At 60.0% G+C, this 14,000-nt stretch carries 11 protein-coding genes and 1 tRNA gene; 5 read left to right on the forward strand and 7 right to left on the reverse strand.

Annotated elements, in window-relative coordinates:
* Positions 1 to 587: 587 nt before the first annotated feature.
* The 3 genes from ASU33_RS08725 to ASU33_RS08730 all read left to right on the forward strand — a co-directional run bounded on the left by ASU33_RS08725 (position 588) and on the right by ASU33_RS08730 (position 4,868).
* A complete protein-coding gene (locus ASU33_RS08725) occupies positions 588 to 2,117 on the forward strand; it encodes a TROVE domain-containing protein (RefSeq protein ID WP_059070254.1) in 1,530 nt (509 codons plus the stop codon).
* Positions 2,118 to 2,355: 238 nt separating this feature from the next.
* Positions 2,356 to 2,435, forward strand: a tRNA-His gene (locus ASU33_RS21235).
* Positions 2,436 to 3,467: 1,032 nt separating this feature from the next.
* Positions 3,468 to 4,868: an RtcB family protein gene (locus tag ASU33_RS08730; protein ID WP_059070256.1), complete on the forward strand. Its 1,401-nt coding sequence runs from the start codon at positions 3,468 to 3,470 to the stop codon at positions 4,866 to 4,868.
* A 113-nt stretch (positions 4,869 to 4,981) separates the two neighbouring features.
* Here ASU33_RS08730 and ASU33_RS08735 read toward each other — a convergent pair whose 3' ends face one another.
* Positions 4,982 to 6,949, reverse strand: coding sequence for a DUF4394 domain-containing protein (locus tag ASU33_RS08735; RefSeq protein WP_078062993.1), 1,968 nt, complete (start codon positions 6,947 to 6,949; stop codon positions 4,982 to 4,984).
* 199 nt (positions 6,950 to 7,148) lie between these two features.
* On the reverse strand, positions 7,149 to 7,694 hold the full coding sequence (locus ASU33_RS08740) for a hypothetical protein (RefSeq protein ID WP_149867119.1): 546 nt from the start codon (positions 7,692 to 7,694) through the stop codon (positions 7,149 to 7,151).
* Between the two features lie 83 nt (positions 7,695 to 7,777).
* Here ASU33_RS08740 and ASU33_RS08745 point away from each other — a divergent pair, with 83 nt between their 5' ends.
* A complete protein-coding gene (locus tag ASU33_RS08745) occupies positions 7,778 to 9,259 on the forward strand; it encodes an RtcB family protein (protein WP_286130445.1) in 1,482 nt (493 codons plus the stop codon).
* A gap of 354 nt (positions 9,260 to 9,613) precedes the next feature.
* On the opposite strand, the gene ASU33_RS08750 is transcribed toward ASU33_RS08745, so the two are convergent.
* From ASU33_RS08750 to ASU33_RS08770, 5 genes are all read right to left on the reverse strand, one after another.
* A complete protein-coding gene (locus tag ASU33_RS08750) occupies positions 9,614 to 10,393 on the reverse strand; it encodes an SDR family NAD(P)-dependent oxidoreductase (protein WP_059070263.1) in 780 nt (259 codons plus the stop codon).
* A gap of 62 nt (positions 10,394 to 10,455) precedes the next feature.
* Entirely contained in the window at positions 10,456 to 11,061 is a 606-nt protein-coding gene (locus tag ASU33_RS08755) for a TetR/AcrR family transcriptional regulator (RefSeq protein WP_149867120.1), read from the reverse strand.
* Between the two features lie 243 nt (positions 11,062 to 11,304).
* Complete coding sequence (locus tag ASU33_RS08760; RefSeq protein WP_059070266.1) at positions 11,305 to 11,826, reverse strand: MOSC domain-containing protein; 522 nt, start codon at positions 11,824 to 11,826, stop codon at positions 11,305 to 11,307.
* A gap of 67 nt (positions 11,827 to 11,893) precedes the next feature.
* Positions 11,894 to 12,364, reverse strand: coding sequence for a DUF2231 domain-containing protein (locus ASU33_RS08765; RefSeq protein WP_059070269.1), 471 nt, complete (start codon positions 12,362 to 12,364; stop codon positions 11,894 to 11,896).
* 72 nt (positions 12,365 to 12,436) lie between these two features.
* Positions 12,437 to 13,147 carry a VIT1/CCC1 transporter family protein gene (locus tag ASU33_RS08770; RefSeq protein WP_059070271.1) on the reverse strand — a complete coding sequence of 237 codons (711 nt, stop codon included), beginning with the start codon at positions 13,145 to 13,147 and terminating at the stop codon, positions 12,437 to 12,439.
* A 109-nt stretch (positions 13,148 to 13,256) separates the two neighbouring features.
* Between ASU33_RS08770 and ASU33_RS08775 the strand changes: the two genes are divergently transcribed.
* Positions 13,257 to 13,988 carry a Dps family protein gene (locus ASU33_RS08775; protein WP_078062994.1) on the forward strand — a complete coding sequence of 244 codons (732 nt, stop codon included), beginning with the start codon at positions 13,257 to 13,259 and terminating at the stop codon, positions 13,986 to 13,988.
* The last annotated feature ends 12 nt before the right edge of the window (positions 13,989 to 14,000 follow it).

Genomic DNA, 14,000 nt, shown 5'->3' on the forward strand with positions numbered 1-14,000 from the left:
TGCTTTGCAGAAAATAACCTTTCTATCTTTGACCCGTTCAAAGCACAAAACACAAACGCCTTACCCGACTTCACTCGTCATGCGCTGCCACTTCAACCAATACCTAGGGATGCCAACCAGCTCGGTGAATAAGATCCAGCCGGGGTTCGGCGCGCACGCAGCGAGATGAGGTTTTAGAGATAGAAGCCATCCATTGCAAAACGCCCGAACCCCGCCAGGTTCGGGCGTTTTGCTTTCCCAATCAGTTCCTTAACTGCTCACGCTCATGCTGTCGAATCAATACACCCAGCTTCTAGCCCTGGCCCATGCACCAGCCGCCACAATGCTTTGGTATTTCGGCAGCGTAGCAGATATACAGGCTGATTTTGGCTGGCGAAAACGGGTTAGCCCCTGCTGGCAATATCCGGGCCTATAGGTAACCACCTAGGGTATTTTTCGAGGTATTTATTTCTTGAGCATCGCTGATAATAATTAGCGGTTTCGAAAACTATTGCCTTTGCAAAACGGTAATTATTTTACTTGATAACGGCAATAAATTCCGTAGGAATTGCCGAACGAATTTCTACACCCTTTACGCAACGGTAACTATGCGCTTCAACTTTACTTTCCGCAAAAACAAGCCGGCGCAAGTGATAAACCACGAGGGCGCGCAGGCCTTCCAACTCACCCCGGCTTTGGAGCTGTACGCCGCCGTGGCAACCGCTGCGCTGAACGACCAGTTCTACGAAAATGCCGGTACCCGCCTGCAACGCTTGCGCGAGCTGGTGGCCCAAAACGATCCGCGCTTCGTGGCCCAAATGGCGGTGTACGCCCGGGAGCGGCTGTACCTGCGCTCGGTGCCGCTGGTGTTGGCCGTAGAGCTGGCCCAGGTACACCGCGGCGACGACCTCGTGAGCCGCATGGTAGCCCGCGTGGTGCAGCGCGCCGACGAAATAACCGAACTGCTGGCTTTCTACGCCTTGGCCAATCAGCGGCAAGGCCCGAAAACGCTTAACCGTCTCTCGAAGCAGCTGCAGAAGGGTTTGGCCCTGGCCTTCAACCGCTTCGATGGCTACCAGCTGGCCAAGTACGACCGCGCCGGCCAGGTGCGCCTGCGCGATGCCTTGTTCCTGGTGCACCCCACCGCCAAAAGCACCGAGCAGCAAGCCTTGTTCGACCAGCTGGTGCGCGGCGAGCTGCCCACGCCCTACACCTGGGAAACGGAGCTCTCGGCCCTAGGTCAGGAGTCGTTTGCTACGGCTGAGGAGCGGCAGGCAGCCTTCCGCAGCAAGTGGGAGGAGCTGATTGCGAGTGGCAAGCTGGGCTATATGGCCTTGCTGCGCAACCTGCGCAACATCCTCGAAGCCGAAGTGTCGGCGGCGGCGATGGAGCAGGTGTGCACCAGCCTTTCGGACCGCTTTGCCGTGGCGCGCAGCAAGCAGCTGCCGTTCCGCTACCTGGCCGCTTACCGCGAGCTGCTGCAGGTGCGCTCGGGCCACGTGCCCCGGGTGCTCGAAGCCTTGGAAACAGCTATCGGACACTCCATCCAAAACCTGCGCGGCTTTGAGGCCAACACGCGGGTGGTGGTGGCCTGCGACGTGTCGGGCTCGATGCAGCAGCCGGTATCGGCGCGCAGCAAAGTGCAGCTCTACGACGTGGGCCTGGTGCTGGGTATGTTGCTGCAGAGCCGCTGCGCCAACGTGGTAGCCGGCATGTTCGGCGACCGGTGGAAGCGCATTGCGCTGCCCCGCAACCAGGTGCTCAGCAACGTGCAGGAGTTCTACCGCCGCGAAGGCGAGGTAGGCTACAGCACCAACGGCCACTTGGTGGTGCGCGAGCTGCGGCAACAGCGCGAGGTGGTAGACAAGGTGATGCTTTTCACCGACTGCCAGCTCTGGGACAGCCACAACCACGGCGCCACCTTGGCGCAGGAATGGGCCGAGTACCGCCGCTCGGTGGCACCTCAAGCCCGCCTGTACCTCTTCGACCTGGCTGGCCACGGCAACACGCCCGTGGAGGTACGCCACAACGATGGCGTGGCCCTCATTGCGGGCTGGTCGGATAAGGTGTTCGACGTGCTGCAGGCGCTGGAAAATGGCGGCTCTGCCTTGTCGGAAATTGAGCAGATCGAGCTGTAGGCCTGCCTGGCAGGCAATCGGCTAGCAACTACAACTACCATCATCTGTGCCCAATTCTTACCCACAATTCTGCTAAACCAAAGCTGCCGGGGCGGCGGCTAATCCGAGCCGCTGCCCCATCATCCCGGACACCTTTTTAATTCTCTACTGCCATGAATTGCAGATAACAACATCAAGCATCAGCCCTGGTAGCTGATGCCTCCGCCGCGGCCAATCAACTTGCAAGGTGCCGTAGACGGGCGTTACTTCGTGGTATAGTTTTCGGGTGCGGCGCAATGGTCGCCGCATCAACGCGGGTTCGAATCCCGTCCTTGGCCGGTGGCCAGGTGGTGAAAACATTTCGCTTGTCGCCTGTAGCCCTTGCAGTTGGTTGGGCCAGTGGATACTAGCTTGCTGAACGGGTGCCGTAGCTCGGCCATCCTTCGTACCATTCAAACAGAGTCTTGTCGCGGGTTCGACTCCCGAAGTGGCACCCTAGGGTGCTGCGCATACGTGAACGGTAGGGCAGACTCGTTGGCCGGGCACCAGTTGCCCCGTTTAGCCTAAACCCTTGTTGGGTGCCGTAGCCGAGCCATACTTCGACTTTAGTTCGCCGTGTCGCGGGTTCGATTCCCGCTCGCCTGCCCTAGGTGGCTGGCGGTAGCTCAGTTGGTAGAGCAGGATATGTAGGCTTGGCGCCTGTTGCCCCAACACTTTTTCTTAATGCTGACCGGGTGCCGTAGGACGGCGTTACTTCGGTAAGATCTAACGATCATGCAGGTTCAAATCCTGCAGCTTGCCGCCTAGGTGGCAAGTGGCGCACTCGCCTGCGGGTGTGCCGGCAACGCCTGCCGCTTGTTGCCCTTGGTCAGCAGCTTGTTTACCTGTTTGGTGCCGTAGCACAGCCCTACTTCGCAACCTGTAATAGGCTGTGCGGCTGGTTGCCCACGCAGGTTTGGTGCCGCCAAAGGTGTCGTTGGGTAGCCTTACTTCGACTGAACACGCGCAACAGGCTACTCGCATTGTAACCCTTCGGCTGCACCGCCCAACCCGCCCGATGCCGTAGGCCAGCGTTCCTTCGACCTGTTAAGTCGCCTTTGGCCAAACGCTGGCCGCTTGTTGCTCGGGCTTTGGGTTTATGCACGTCAAAAACTCCCCTCCTCAGATGAGGAGGGGACGCCGCGCCGCAGGCGCGGCTGGGGTGGTTGACGGGCGTCCGCGCCACTTGCACGGCCTGCCTCTAAAACAGCCTTGTAGGGCTCAGCTATGCACGGCCTGCTAAGTGTAACCTCACCATCAACAACCCCGCCCTTCGGGCACCCCTCCTCATCTGAGGAGGGGAGTTCGTTCTCACTTCACAACATCACTTTTATGGCTAATCAATTACGCGGCAACGACCTTCGGCAGCTTGGCTTCCCCGAAGGGCGTGCCATCGGGCTGGCGCTGGCCCAACTGCAGCGCAAACACCTAAAACGCCTGTCGCAAACCGACCAGCTCGCCTTGCTGCAGGCCCTCATCCGCAACCCGCACAACTTCCTCACTGACCTCGACTGGAGCCACACCGCCGCGGCGCTGTTGCCCCCGCCCAGCCGGCACATTGCCTTGGCCGAGCGCAAAGAGTACGTCACGTTTGGGGCCGAGTACATCGACCCCAGCGCCGTGCACCAGATGGAGGTAGCCATGAAGCTGCCCGTGACGGTAGGCGGCGCCCTTATGCCCGACGCCCACCACGGCTACGGCCTGCCCATCGGCGGCGTGCTGGCTACTGATAACGCGGTGATTCCGTATGCGGTGGGCGTCGACATCGGTTGCCGGATGGCCTTGTCCATCTTCGCGCTGCCGCCGCAGTACCTCACGCAGCGCGTGCAGGAGCTGAAGAATATCCTGCTCGCCAACACCAAATTCGGCAACCGCGACGTGTTCCGGCACGGGCAAAAGCTCGGGCACGAGGTGCTGGAGCGCGACGAGTTCAGCACGATTCCGTTTTTGCGTAACAAGCAGGAAACGGCCGCGGCGCAGATCGGTACCTCCGGCTCGGGCAACCACTTCGTGGAGTTCGGCTTCGTCGAAATCACCGACCCCGCCAACGAAATGGGCGTGCCCGTTGGCCAGTACCTAGGGCTGCTCTCGCACTCCGGCTCGCGCGGCCTGGGCGCTAGCGTGGCGCAGCACTACACCAAGCTCGCCAAGGATACCTGCCAGCTACCCGCCGAAGCGCAGCACCTAGCGTGGTTGTCCCTCGACTCGGAAGCGGGGCAGGAGTACTGGGCCGCCATGAACCTGGCCGGTGATTACGCCTCGGCTTGCCACCACCAGATTCATCAGCGCATTGCCCGCGCCCTAGGTGAGCGGCCCCTGGCTAAGGTGGAGAACCACCACAACTTTGCCTGGAAGGAGCGCCTCGCCGATGGCCGTGAGGTTATCGTGCACCGCAAGGGCGCCACGCCGGCCGGCAAAGGCGTGCTGGGCGTGATTCCGGGTTCGATGACGGCGCCCGGGTTCATTGTGCGCGGTCGGGGAGTGGCCGAGTCGCTGGCGTCGGCTTCGCACGGGGCTGGCCGACTGATGTCGCGTACCCGGGCCAAGCAGGAGCTGGGCGAAGCCGACGTGCGCCGCCACCTGCAGCAGCACGGCGTGGAGCTCATCGGCGGCGGTGTCGACGAAGCGCCGCAGGCGTATAAGGACATCTTTTCCGTGATGGAAAGCCAGCACGATTTGGTGAATGTGCTCGGCACCTTCACGCCGAAAATCGTGCGCATGGATGGGGCCTGATCGGCCTAAGTGCCGCCTAGGTGCCAAGGCCTTTCTGAGCCGAAAACAAACAAGCGGGTCCGACGAACAGCCGTTCGTCGGACCCGCTTTTGTTGTATGCACCTAGGGCGCTGCTATTCCACGAACAGGCGCTTGGTCAGCTGGCCTTCGGCGGTGTTTACTTGCACCAGGTACAGGCCGGTTTTTACGCCCGCCAACGAAATGGCTGCCGGCTGCGCACCACGCGCCGTGAGGGTTTGCTGGCTAACCTCCTGGCCCAGCGCATTCAGCACCCGTACGGTGAGAGGCTGCTTGGTGAGTTCGGTGGGCAGTACCAGGTTGGCCGTGCCTTGGGCCGGGTTGGGGTACAGCGACACTTGCGCGGCCAGTACGCTGGGCAACGTAGCCGTGGGCAAGCCAGCCTGCGAGTAGGCCGCCATGCCGCTGATGTTGATGCCGCCGCCAACGGGGCCCACCAGCGTAGCGGCGCCCGTAGTCAGGTTCACGGAGTAGAGGTTATCGACGGTGCTGGTGCCGGTGCTGGCCGCCAACAGGGCCTGGTTGGTGGTACCGTCGGTGATGATGTCGAACTCGACGGCGTTGGTGGTGCGGTTCACGGTGATGCCCGAGCTGCCCACGGTGTTCAGCACGCCGTCGTTGGGCGGGGTTTGGGTCACCAGCACGTTCAGGGCGTCGTCGTAATTGAAGAGCGTAGTGCTAGTGGCGTTGCTCAGGTTGTTGGTGTAGGCCGAAGCCGAAACCGACGGGGTGGCGCTGGCATTGGCATCGGTAGCGGCGTAGTTCAGCTGCCCATCGGTGGCCGCAATGGTACCGTCGTTGGGGTTGAGGCGGAAGTTGCCGCGGCTGGTACTGGTTACGCGAATGCGGTCGACTGTCGGGTTGAAGTCAAAACCGATGCGGTCGGTAGCAGCCCCTAGGTTGAGGGTGAGGGCCGAGCCCACGGCAGTTGCGGCGCCGGTGGTCAGGTTGAGGCGGTAGAGCTGCGCCGTGGTGTTGGCGGCGCTGTACCCTAGGGCAAACAGCTGGTTGGTAGCGGGGCGGAAATCAACCCCTACCAAAGCTTGCCCGGCCGTAAGGCCCGTGATGGGCGTGAGCGTGCGGATGGTACCGGGCAGGGCCGAATCAAATGACAACAGGTTGGTGCCCGATACGGCGTAAATCAGGCGGCCCGTAAGCGTGGCCGGCACCGTGCGGTCGATGGCCACGGCAATGTCGGTAACCATGCTGGTGGCCGTGCCCACGGCACCCGCCGCGGTAGCCGCGCCGGTGGTCAGGTTTACGGTGTAGAGCGTGGTGCCCGTGGAGGTACCCGCCATTGTTACCACCAGGTAGGCCGTATTGGTTTGGTTGGTGGCGTTGTAAGCAATGTCGAGGTCGGCGCTCTGGGTGGCGCCGCTGGTGGTTACCCCTAAGGCGCCAATGGTGTTGAGGGTGCCGTCGTTAGGCGGTACCTGCGATACCAGGCGGCTGTTCACCTCATCCACGTTGTAGAGCGTGGTGCTGCCCGTGCCGATGTAGCTGTTGGTGTAAGCCGAGGCGCCTACGCCGGGTGTTTGGCCCGAGTTGGCATCGGCGGGGGCGTAAGTAAGTTGCCCGTCGGTAGCGGCTAGGGAGCCATCATTCGGGTTGAGGCGGAAGTTGCCGCGGTTGGTGCTCGTGACGCGAATGCGGTCGACTGTCGGGTTGAAGTCGAAACCGATGCGGTCGGTAGCGCCGCCCAGGTTCAGCGTGAGGGCCGAGCCCACCGTAGTAGCGGCGCCGGTGCCCACGTTGATGCGGTAGAGCTGCGCCGTGGTGGTGGCCGGGTTGTAGCCCAGGGCAAACAGCTCGCCGGTGTTGGGGCGCACATCCATGCCTACAATGGTTTGGCCGGCGGCTACGCCCGTAATGGCCGCAGTAGCCGTGAGCGTGCCCGGGGCCGAGGCCTGGAAGGTAACTAGGTTAGTGCCCGATAGGCCGTAAATGGTTTGGGCCGCGGCGGGCGCTAAGGCAGCCAGGCTCAGCACCGAGCCTAGCAGGGAGGCGCGGCGCAAACGGCGAGCAATCGGACTAATAGTGGGCAACAGTACTGGTGTTTGCATGGGATATGGTAAGAATGAAAATGGCGTGCAGCTACGCTGGCTTACTCAGCCAGTGATGTAGGAGCTACGCAGCGCCCGTGCCCGGCGGATTGCCAAAAGGCATTAAATCCACATTAAATATTTAAGATGGACTATACACAATCGGTTAAGCTGAGCTAAAAAGTGGATCAGATACTGCTCACCGCGAATAGACAAACTACTAACTACTAGTGCGATAGATGATGATGGTCTTGCCGTCGCGAAGGAATCCTACAAACTTGTAGGGCCGGTAAATACTGGAATACGCCGCACTGCAGGTTAATTTCACATCCACGCCGGGATTCACGTATTCGAACGTGTCGGAGTGGATAAAGAGAAATTTCGGGCTGCTCAAGGATTGAAACGTAGTATCGCGGCGAAGCCGGAGCAACAAATTGGTGTAGTCGGCTGGTGCTAGCCTGATACGCGCACAAGCTGCATAAGCACCGTGTTGGTCGGGGTAGCTGGCATCCTTGCGTTGGATATCGGCCGAAGCCGGTAAGGGAACTCCGGTGATGCTGCGGAATTCGTCGTGGTAAAAAGCATCGTTGGGGTAAATGGCAAAGTGTACGCAGTAGCCAATGCCCGACATCAGCAAGCCCGGCAGCAGAAGAGCTAACCGGCGGTTGCCTTTGCGGCGTTGCCAATGGTACAGCGCCCAACAAACAAGTACAATTGAGCCCACAAGCAGGAGGGCGCTGAACAAAAAGAGCAGGACTAATTCCATGGAGAGCCAAAAGTGTTTGCCTTCACTGCTTCAAAAGTATAGCAAGCTAGCTGACATCAAGTAGCGCAAACCGAAACCTAGAGATGAGCGAAGTCGGTAAACCCACTACCATCCTTCCCATCCGCATCATGGCCAAAAACACGAATAAGCTGCACGGCAAAGACCTGCGTCAACTCGGTTTCACCGACGACAAGCAGATCAGCCTGGCCCTCGACATACTCGACCAACGCGAGCTGCGCAAGCTCGATAAGGGCAGCGCCCTGGCGCTGCTGCGCGAAATAAAAGCCGACCCCTACAAGTACGTGCGCGACCAAACCTGGCGCCCCTTAGCCCAGGAGCTAGTGCCCCAACCCAGCCGCGACGTAAAGCTGAACCCCGAAATAAAAGACTACCGCCGCTACGGCGAAGCCTTCATCGAAGACGGTGCCCGCAAGCAGATGGACACCGCCATGCAGCTGCCCGTTTCCATCGACGGGGCCCTAATGCCCGATGCCCACCAAGGCTATGGCTTGCCCATCGGCGGCGTGCTGGCCGTGGATAATGCCGTAATACCCTACGGCGTGGGCATGGACATTGGCTGCCGCATGGCCTTGTCGGTGTTTGAGCTGCCGCCGCGCTACCTCGAGCAGCGCCGCGACGAGCTGAAAAAGCTGCTGCACAACCACACCCGCTTCGGCAACAAAGAGGTGTTCAAGAACCCCGCCGACGACCCCGTGCTGGAGCGGCCCGAGTTCAAGGAAATAGCCGTGGCGCGGGGCAAACACGAAGCCGCCGTAAAGCAGCTCGGCTCGTCGGGCTCGGGCAACCACTTTGTGGAGTGGGGCATTGTCGATATCACCGAGGAAGAAAACGACCTGAACTTGCCCCTAGGTCAGTACCTCGGGCTGCTCTCGCACAGTGGCTCGCGGGGCCTAGGTGCCGCCATTGCCCAACACTACACCAAGGTGGCCATGAACAAGTGCCCGCTGCCGCCCGAAGCGCGCTACCTCGCCTGGCTCGACCTCGACTCGGAGGAAGGGCAGGAGTACTGGCGCGCCATGAACCTGGCCGGCGACTACGCCTCGGCCTGCCACCACGACATCCACCGCCGCCTCAGCAAAGCCCTAGGTTACAACCCGCTTGCGCAGGTTGAGAACCACCACAACTTTGCCTGGAGGGAAACCTTAGCCGACGGCCGCGAAGCCATTGTGCACCGCAAAGGCGCCACGCCGGCTGGCAAGGGCGTATTGGGCATTATACCTGGCTCCATGACGGCCCCTGGCTTTATCGTGCGCGGCCGCGGCGAACGTGACTCTATTCAGTCGGCTTCGCACGGGGCGGGGCGGCGGCTTTCGCGCACGCAAGCCAAGCAGCAAGTAACCGAAGGCGAGCTGCGCCGGCTGCTGCGCGACCAAGGCGTGGAACTCATCGGTGGTGGGCTAGATGAGGCACCGATGGCTTACAAAGACATCCATCAGGTAATGGCACACCAGCGTGACTTAGTAGATGTGCTAGGCTCCTTTACGCCGCGCATTGTGCGCATGGATGCCGGCGGCTCGGGCAAAAGCAAGTACGGCGGCGAGTAGCTACTTGCTGTGTTGAGAATCGACAAAATACGGGGATGCTATTTCAGACAGCATCCCCGTATTTTTAGCTTTTGCCCGGTTGAGTACAACGTTTTGACAGGCGCACCTGACCTGGTGAAAGGTGTTTTCGTTCTCCTCATTTCGTGACGAAAGAAGCTCAGGTGCCTGGCCTCAACTACTAGAGGTACATCTGCCTTGTTAACGATGGATTAGGAGTTGCCTAAGGATTTGGCTTGTTGAAGCATAAATTCAGAATAAAAAACCAATGAATTGAATAACAGAATGTTATGTATATATTAAACTAAATATATTCGCTGGGCTTGCTTAGTTTCGGCTATTACTATTGGCTACCGCCTAGTGGGCCCGCTCCGACATGCGCCGTACCAAAGCCGTTACCATTCTGCGAGGCGCAAAGCGTACCGATTGTGCCATCAGCGAGTTCATGAGACCATGCACCGCTACGGTTTCGCCCTGCATAAAGGCACGGTAGCCGTACTCGGCAACTTCGGCCGAAGTCGGTAGCTTTTTGCCTTTCACCAACTTGGAGTCGTTGAGGGCCGCCGCATCCTGAAAGCCCGAGGCGGTAGGGCCGGGGCACAGGGCCGTTACGGTTACGCCCGTGCCTTGCAGCTCGTTGGCAATGGCCTCCGAAAAACTGAGCACGTAAGCTTTGGTGGCGTAATACACCGCCATCAGTGGGCCGGGCTGAAAAGCGGCTGTACTGGCCAACTGCATAATGCGTCCCGAGCGGCGCTGTACCATGCCGGGCAAAAAGAGTTTGGTAAGGTGCGTGAGGGTCCGAATATTCACATCAAGCATTTGCTCTTCCTTGGTCCACTCGGTTTCGGCGAAGAAGCCAAAGTCGCCAAAGCCGGCGTTGTTGATGAGGTAATCAACCGCAATGCCGCGGCGCTGCAGCTCCTCAAACAGCTGCTGGGGTGCCTCGCGTTGGCCTAGGTCGGCGGGCAGCACTAGGGCCTCGATGCCGTGCTGCTGCTGCAACTCTTGCTGCAGTTGCTCCAAGGCTTTGCGGTTACGGGCTACTAACACGACGCGATGCTTCTCGCGGGCGAAGATGCGCGCTAGCTCAAGGCCAATGCCGCTGCTGGCGCCGGTAATCAGGGCAGTTTTCATGGGTGTGGTTTTGGGGTTGCGTTGATGACCTAGGGCCTCGGTTTGTTGAGCAGCAGCTTAAGCTACTTCTTAAGGCCGTTCAGGAGGAGGGTGAGGGTGTAGGTAAGTTTCTCCTGCACCGGGGCGTAATCTACCTCGTGGGCAAAGCGCGTGCGGGAGCGTTGCACGGCTTCGTGCTTGATGCCATCGGCCACGGTGAGCAGGGCATCGGCCGCACGCTCGGGCTGCAGCTTCAGGAACTCGCGGTCGGCTACGCCTTCGCTTAGCAGTTCGCCCAAAAAGGCCAGCTCCTGGCCGCGCACGGCCTGGTACACATCGTCGAACATCGGCTCGAGGCGCTGCAAGTTCTCGATGCTGAGCTGGTGCAGGTTGAGCACCTGCCGGTAGTACTCGAGGCGCCCCGTTAGGTACGCCACAATCTTATCAGTGGCGCGCATCAGCGGCTTCACTTGCTCCTGCAGCGCGCCTAAGTAGCGCTCGGCCTCGAGCAGCACTACCTGGATAAACAGGTCTTCCTTATTCTTGAAGTAGTAGTAAAGCGAGGCCTTGTTTAGTTTGGCCGCATCACCAATGTCCTGCAGCGTGGTTTTGTCGTAGCCGAAGCGGCTAAAACATTGGGCTGCTGCCTGTAAAATCAAGTCGCGCTTGTCGTCCCTTTTGGCTGTCATGGTGCCACAAAGGTACGCGTTTTCTGAATTTTCAAACAAATAACTTCAAAGTTTGAAAATTAGACTCGTCATCTAGGCTGACTTCTAAAAGCCATGGTAAACAAAGCTACTTATATCTAAGCCGCACATAACCAATGCTCTTGCGTTGAAAGCGAGCAAATGGGTAAGTACACCGGCGCCCGGCAACAAGCAAGTGCTTGTTGCCGGGCGCCTAGGTTAAATAAAGATGATTGAAAGCTCGGCTTACTTTTCCTGCAGCACCTGCACAGCGTCGCCTACACGAATTTGGCCGCCTTGCAGGATGCGGGCCGTGAGGCCGCCGTGGCCGCGCATGGCGTTGTAGCCGCCCGGGCCGAGCTCTTCCTCCATGCGGGAGCAGGGGTGGCATTCGCCGGTAATCTCCAGCACCACTTGTTCGCCAATGCGTACGCGCCGATTTTTTAGTGCCAACAAATTAAGGCCACTGATGCTGAGGTTGCGACGCAGCCGGCCAGGCTCAACGGGCTCGGGCAGGCCCAGAAAGCCCGCCACCGATGCCAGATGCTCGTGCTGAATGAGCGTTACCTGCCGCCTTCCGCCGGGCTTGGGCCGCGCGTGGTCGCCGGTTAGGTGGGCGTCGGTTAGGGCCTCCACTTCGGGCACCGATAGCAGGGGCTGGCGCCGGGCGGGGCGTACCCCAATCCACTCCACGCGGCCAGTTTGCGGCAGGGTAGCCAGCAAGCGGGCTACCACCGATTTTTCATCGCTGAAGGAAGGAAAGGCCATGGTGGAGCGGACTAAAGTGGCTAACTCAGGAGAAGATCCTAGGTGTACGAAGCTAGCAAAACAGCAGCTAAGGCATGGGTTGAGGCGCCTCGGCCGCGGTTTGAGGCTCTGTTAATTCGGGGTGGTTGATTTTGCCGCCCTCCCAACCCGCGTACGCCATCAGGGCAAAGCTAAGGGCTGCGCCACCTAGGGTAAGCAACACCAGCAGGCGGGCGCGGGCGTGTTGCCACAGCATCAGCGCTACCAAGGCGGGAATGGCCGTAAGCTCGAGCATCCAAAACGCTAGCTCGGCGGCATCCTCGTGGGCCTCAATCTGCGCGTGCGAAACGGTGGGCCGGTGTTCAATCAGCTCTTCGGCACCTTCGCCGGTAAGTTGGGTAGGCAGAGCAAAGGCCGCGGCTACAAGCAGCATGATCAAGCCGGTTTTCGTGACGCTGGCATTGTGGCGCAACACGCCAACCAGCAGTATCACAAAACCGGCGAGGCTGCCCAGTATGGGTACGTGGTTGAGCAGCAGGTGGAGGTGGGCTTCGTTCATGGCAGAGCACCTAGGCAAATAGTGCCGAAAGGTACGTGCCCGAAGCTGAAGCACACGCGGCGGGCGGTGGTTCTACAAGCTTTCGACCAGCCGGGCTACCCCAAAGGCGGCCGCTGCTGCCAGTGCTCCAATGGCTGCCATTTTAAGAGCGCCTAGCACGGGTGGCTGGCCGGTAAGCCGGCTCTTGAAATACCCAAATACGAGCAGGCACAGCAACGTAATCAGCGCCGACCAGGTCAGCCCCTCGGTGGGCGTTGCCGCTACAAAATACGCACTGAGCGGGATAAGCCCACCTAGGGCGTAGGCCAGCCCAATGGTGGCCGCGCTATTGCGGGCCCGCTCGGGGTCGGGCTGCTCCAGGCCAAGCTCGTACTTCATCATGAACTTAACCCACTGGTCGCGGTCGGAAGTAAGCTCGCGCACGGCTTGCTCTTGGGTAGCGGGCGAGAGGCCCATGTCGGCGAGCAGCTCGCGCACTTCTTCGCGCTCTACGTGCGGCACCTCGTCTACCTCGCGGTACTCGCGCTGCAGCTCCGATGCGTAATGATCGAGCTCGGTGCGGCCCGAGAGGTAGCCGCCCAGGCCCATAGCAATGGAGCCGGCCACGATTTCGGCTAAGCCAGCCGTTATTACCAACTCCGACGATTGCACCGCGCCGCTTAGCCCGGCGGCCAGGGCGAATGGCACCGTAAGGCCATCCGACAAACCAATTACAATGTCCTGCAACACGGCCGAACTGGTGAGGTGTTCTTCGGGGTGGGGGTGCTGATGATGCGCTGCCATGGTGGGTAAAGATAGGCGCGGGTGCGAACCTGCAGCCGCGCCGTGCGTAAGCCAAACCGAGCAGCTGCAAGGCTGTTTCACTTGAACACTCGAATTCACACCACACCCAATGGCTACTAAAACATCTGCTAAGTCTTCGGCTGGTAAGGCCACCAAAACCTCGGCCTCGGCAAACGGCCGCGCTGGTGGCAAATCGGCCCAAGGCCTCTCGACCAAAGCAACCGCTACCCGCGGCGACATCGACTCGCCGATTACGCTGGCTAAAAACGGTACCGATGCCGTGCAGCCCGTGCTCAACCAACAAGAAAACTCGCCCCGCGTGCTGCAGCGCTATGGCACGGTATCGCAGCGTTTGCCCATCGGGTTGGATGATGCTACCCGGCAGGAAAGCGTGGACATGCTGAACCAACTGCTGGCCGACACCATAACGCTGCGCGACCTTTACAAGAAGCACCACTGGCAAGTGGTAGGTCCTACCTTCTATCAGCTGCACCTGCTCTACGATAAGCACTACGAGGAGCAGAGCACCCTGGTGGATACCATTGCCGAGCGCATTCAGATTTTGGGCGGTATTTCGCTGGCCATGGCGCCCGACATTGCCGAGGCCACGAGCATTCCGCGCCCACCGCGCGACCGTGAAGAAGCGCCCGTGCAGGTTTCGCGCTTGCTCGAAGCGCACGAAATCATTTTGAACGAATGCCACGAGTACGCCAAACGCTCGGCCGACTCGGGCGACGACGGCACCAACGACCTGGTGGTAAGCCAGGTTATTCGCACCAACGAAATGCAGGTGTGGTTCCTGTCGGAGCACTTGGTTGACACGCCCTTGGCTCGCTCCTAAACGGCACTGCAA

This window comes from Solirubrum puertoriconensis (assembly GCF_001483135.1).
Classification (GTDB): Bacteria; Bacteroidota; Bacteroidia; order Cytophagales; family Hymenobacteraceae; genus Solirubrum; species Solirubrum puertoriconensis.

Excerpts from the sequence above, each read along its gene's own strand:
- ASU33_RS08725 (WP_059070254.1), top strand. The coding sequence starts at position 588 with ATGCGCTTCAACTTTACTTTCCGCAAAAACAAGCCGGCGCAAGTGATA.
- ASU33_RS08730 (WP_059070256.1), top strand. The coding sequence starts at position 3,468 with ATGGCTAATCAATTACGCGGCAACGACCTTCGGCAGCTTGGCTTCCCC.
- ASU33_RS08735 (WP_078062993.1), bottom strand. The coding sequence starts at position 6,949 with ATGCAAACACCAGTACTGTTGCCCACTATTAGTCCGATTGCTCGCCGT.
- ASU33_RS08740 (WP_149867119.1), bottom strand. The coding sequence starts at position 7,694 with ATGGAATTAGTCCTGCTCTTTTTGTTCAGCGCCCTCCTGCTTGTGGGC.
- ASU33_RS08745 (WP_286130445.1), top strand. The coding sequence starts at position 7,778 with ATGAGCGAAGTCGGTAAACCCACTACCATCCTTCCCATCCGCATCATG.
- ASU33_RS08750 (WP_059070263.1), bottom strand. The coding sequence starts at position 10,393 with ATGAAAACTGCCCTGATTACCGGCGCCAGCAGCGGCATTGGCCTTGAG.
- ASU33_RS08755 (WP_149867120.1), bottom strand. The coding sequence starts at position 11,061 with ATGACAGCCAAAAGGGACGACAAGCGCGACTTGATTTTACAGGCAGCA.
- ASU33_RS08760 (WP_059070266.1), bottom strand. The coding sequence starts at position 11,826 with ATGGCCTTTCCTTCCTTCAGCGATGAAAAATCGGTGGTAGCCCGCTTG.
- ASU33_RS08765 (WP_059070269.1), bottom strand. The coding sequence starts at position 12,364 with ATGAACGAAGCCCACCTCCACCTGCTGCTCAACCACGTACCCATACTG.
- ASU33_RS08770 (WP_059070271.1), bottom strand. The coding sequence starts at position 13,147 with ATGGCAGCGCATCATCAGCACCCCCACCCCGAAGAACACCTCACCAGT.
- ASU33_RS08775 (WP_078062994.1), top strand. The coding sequence starts at position 13,257 with ATGGCTACTAAAACATCTGCTAAGTCTTCGGCTGGTAAGGCCACCAAA.